The organism is Buttiauxella sp. (assembly GCF_049686335.1).
In the GTDB taxonomy this organism is placed as follows: domain Bacteria; phylum Pseudomonadota; class Gammaproteobacteria; order Enterobacterales; family Enterobacteriaceae; genus Buttiauxella.
Genome location: NZ_JBAVHX010000012.1, coordinates 1 through 3,255 on the forward strand (window position 1 = coordinate 1; position 3,255 = coordinate 3,255).

At 57.2% G+C, this 3,255-nt stretch carries 2 tRNA genes and 2 rRNA genes; all 4 read left to right on the plus strand.

The window, feature by feature from the left end:
- A 16S ribosomal RNA gene (locus WBL83_RS12030) occupies positions 1-383 on the plus strand; the annotation flags it as partial.
- Between the two features lie 84 nt (positions 384-467).
- A tRNA-Ile gene (locus WBL83_RS12035) sits at positions 468-544 on the plus strand.
- Between the two features lie 5 nt (positions 545-549).
- Positions 550-625, plus strand: a tRNA-Ala gene (locus WBL83_RS12040).
- A 179-nt stretch (positions 626-804) separates the two neighbouring features.
- A 23S ribosomal RNA gene (locus WBL83_RS12045) occupies positions 805-3,255 on the plus strand; the annotation flags it as partial.

Genomic DNA, 3,255 nt, shown 5'->3' on the forward strand with positions numbered 1-3,255 from the left:
GCCGGTGATAAACCGGAGGAAGGTGGGGATGACGTCAAGTCATCATGGCCCTTATGGGCTGGGCTACACACGTGCTACAATGGTCGGTACAAAGGGCTGCAACCCCGCGAGGGTGAGCCAATCCCAAAAAACCGATCGTAGTCCGGATTGCAGTCTGCAACTCGACTGCATGAAGTCGGAATCGCTAGTAATCGTGGATCAGCACGCCACGGTGAATACGTTCCCGGGCCTTGTACACACCGCCCGTCACACCATGGGAGTTGGTTGCACCAGAAGTAGGTAGCTTAACCTTCGGGAGGGCGCTTACCACGGTGTGGTCAATGACTGGGGTGAAGTCGTAACAAGGTAGCCGTAGGGGAACCTGCGGCTGGATCACCTCCTTAAAGCACACGCCGCGACCAGAGTGTCGGCGAAGCCCCCACACAAGTCATCCGAACACCGCGTCCGCGGACCCCAGGTCAAGCGACGGGTCTGTAGCTCAGTTGGTTAGAGCGCACCCCTGATAAGGGTGAGGTCGCTGGTTCAACTCCAGCCAGACCCACCAGTCACGGGGCCATAGCTCAGCTGGGAGAGCGCCTGCTTTGCAAGCAGGAAGTCGGGAGTTCGAACCTCCCTGGCTCCACCACCCCCCGGACGCCCCACCCCCGCAGTCAAGCCCCGAGACCGGCGTGCCGGCCTCGGGGCTTTGCTTCGGCAAACCAGCTCATTAACAATTTAGAGAGATCGTAAGGCACCTGTTAGCGGCAACGCTGACAGGACACGTAACCATGTTGCCCTCGAATTCCAGAACGTTTGGGGTTAGAGGGTCAAGCAACAAAGCGCATACGGTGGATGCCTAGGCGGTAGGAGGCGATGAAGGACGTCGTAGCCTGCGAAAAGCCTCGGGGAGCTGGCAAACAAGCATTGATCCGAGGATATCCGAATGGGGAAACCCACCGACCATCAGGTCGGTATCGTCCGCTGAATCCATAGGCGGACGAAGCAAACCCGGGGAACTGAAACATCTAAGTACCCGGAGGAACAGAAATCAACCGAGATTCCCTCAGTAGCGGCGAGCGAAAGGGGACTAGCCCTTAAGCCCGATCACCCATAGCAGAAGCTTCTGGAAAGGAGCGCCATAGCGAGTGATAGCCTCGTACGCGACATGGCTGGTCAGGTGAAAACGAGTAGGGCGGGGCACGAGAAACCCTGTCTGAACATGGGGGGACCATCCTCCAAGGCTAAATACTCCCTACCGACCGATAGTGAACCAGGACCGTGAGGGAAAGGCGAAAAGAACCCCGTAGAGGGGAGTGAAATAGATCCTGAAACCGTATGCGTACAAGCAGTCGGAGCCCGCCAGGGTGACGGCGTACCTTTTGTATAATGGGTCAGCGACTTACATCTCAGCGGCAAGCTTAACCGAAGAGGGGAGGCGTAGCGAAAGCGAGTCTTAAATGGGCGATTCAGTCGTTGGGAGTAGACCCGAAACCGGGCGATCTACCCATGGCCAGGGTGAAGGTGCGGTAACACGCGCTGGAGGCCCGAACCCACGTCTGTTGAAAAAGACGGGGATGAGCTGTGGGTCGGAGTGAAAGGCTAATCAAGCCCGGAGATAGCTGGTTCTCCCCGAAAGCTATTTAGGTAGCGCCTCGCGTCTCACTCTCGGGGGTAGAGCACTGTTTCGGCTAGGGGGTCATCCCGACTTACCAAACCGATGCAAACTCCGAATACCGAGAAGTGCAATCGCGGGAGACAGACGGCGGGTGCTAACGTCCGTCGTCAAGAGGGAAACAACCCAGACCGCCAGCTAAGGTCCCTAAATCATGGCTCAGTGGGAAACGATGTGGGAAGGCCCAGACAGCCAGGAGGTTGGCTTAGAAGCAGCCACCCTTTAAAGAAAGCGTAATAGCTCACTGGTCGAGTCGGCCTGCGCGGAAGATTCAACGGGGCTTAAGCCATGTACCGAAGCTGCGGAAGCACGTTTACGTGCTTGGTAGGGGAGCGTTCCGTAAGCCTGTGAAGGTGTGCTGTAAGGCATGCTGGAGGTATCGGAAGTGCGAATGCTGACATGAGTAACGATAAAGGGGGTGAGAGTCCCCCTCGCCGAAAGCCCAAGGTTTCCTGCGCAACGTTCATCGGCGCAGGGTTAGTCGGCCCCTAAGGCGAGGCCGAAAGGCGTAGTCGATGGGAAGCGGGTTAATATTCCCGCACCCGCTGTTACTGCGATGGGGGGACGGAGAAGGCTAGGTCATCCGGTCGACGGTCGTCCCGGTTCAAGCGTGTAGGCAGACCCCTTAGGCAAATCCGGGGGGTTAATGCTGAGGCGTGACGACGAGCCTCCACGGAGGCGAAGTGATTAATGCCAAGCTCCCAAGAAAAGCCTCTAAGCTTCAGGTAACAGGGGACCGTACCCCAAACCGACACAGGTGGGCAGGGTGAGAATCCCCAGGCGCTTGAGAGAACTCTGGTGAAGGAACTAGGCAAAATAGTACCGTAACTTCGGGAGAAGGTACGCCCCTAGTACGTGAAGGCCCTGCGGCCGGAGCGGACGGGGGTTGCAGTGACCAGGTGGCTGCGACTGTTTACTAAAAACACAGCACTCTGCAAACGCGTAAGCGGACGTATAGGGTGTGACGCCTGCCCGGTGCCGGAAGGTTAAGTGATGGGGTTAGCCGCAAGGCGAAGCTCTTGATCGAAGCCCCGGTAAACGGCGGCCGTAACTATAACGGTCCTAAGGTAGCGAAATTCCTTGTCGGGTAAGTTCCGACCTGCACGAATGGCGTAACGATGGCCACGCTGTCTCCACCAGAGACTCAGTGAAATTGAAATCTCGGTTAAGATGCCGAGTACCCGCGGCTAGACGGAAAGACCCCGTGAACCTTTACTATAGCTTCACACGGGACTTTGAATCGACTTGTGTAGGATAGGTGGGAGGCTATGAAGCCCGGACGCCAGTTCGGGTGGAGCCACCCTTGAAATACCACCCTGGTCGATTTGGAGTTCTAACCCAGGCCCGTGATCCGGGTCGGGGACAGTGTGTGGTGGGTAGTTTGACTGGGGCGGTCTCCTCCCAAAGAGTAACGGAGGAGCACGAAGGTACCCTCAGCGCGGTCGGAAATCGCGCATTGAGTGCAAAGGCATAAGGGTGCTTGACTGCGAGACAGACACGTCGAGCAGGTACGAAAGTAGGTCTTAGTGATCCGGTGGTTCTGTATGGAAGGGCCATCGCTCAACGGATAAAAGGTACTCCGGGGATAACAGGCTGATACCGCC